The organism is Photobacterium sp. R1, assembly GCF_054600795.1.
In genome coordinates this window covers 1-369 of record NZ_BAAHZP010000205.1, presented here as the reverse complement: position 1 = coordinate 369, position 369 = coordinate 1, and the positions used below count along the sequence as shown (strand labels likewise).

At 47.2% G+C, this 369-nt stretch carries 1 protein-coding gene; it reads right to left on the bottom strand.

What is annotated here, in order from left to right:
• Positions 1–68: 68 nt before the first annotated feature.
• Positions 69–369, bottom strand: a 301-nt coding sequence (locus tag ACYP03_RS24685; RefSeq protein ID WP_459782481.1) for an arsenic resistance protein, incomplete at its 5' end; no start/stop codon positions are given.

Sequence of the window (369 nt, the reverse complement as noted above, 5' to 3'; positions counted from 1 at the left end):
AACTCACCTTTGCTGTGCCACTACACACATCAGATTGGACGGAGCGTCATGATGTACTGGATCCGCAACTAGGCCAGGTAATACTTACGCTTCATTTTCAGCGCCACATTCACCAGAGCAATCAGAACCGGCACTTCCACCAGCGGGCCAATCACACCAACAAAAGCCTGATCAGAATTCAGACCAAAAACCGCAATCGACACCGCAATGGCCAGTTCAAAATTATTGCCAGATGAGGTGAAAGCAATCGAGGTATTCTGATCGTAAGGTAAGCCCATTTTCTTGCCGATAAAGAAGCTGGCAAAAAACATGATCAAGAAATAAATCACCAGCGGTATCGCTACCCGTACCACATCCATAGGCAGCTCA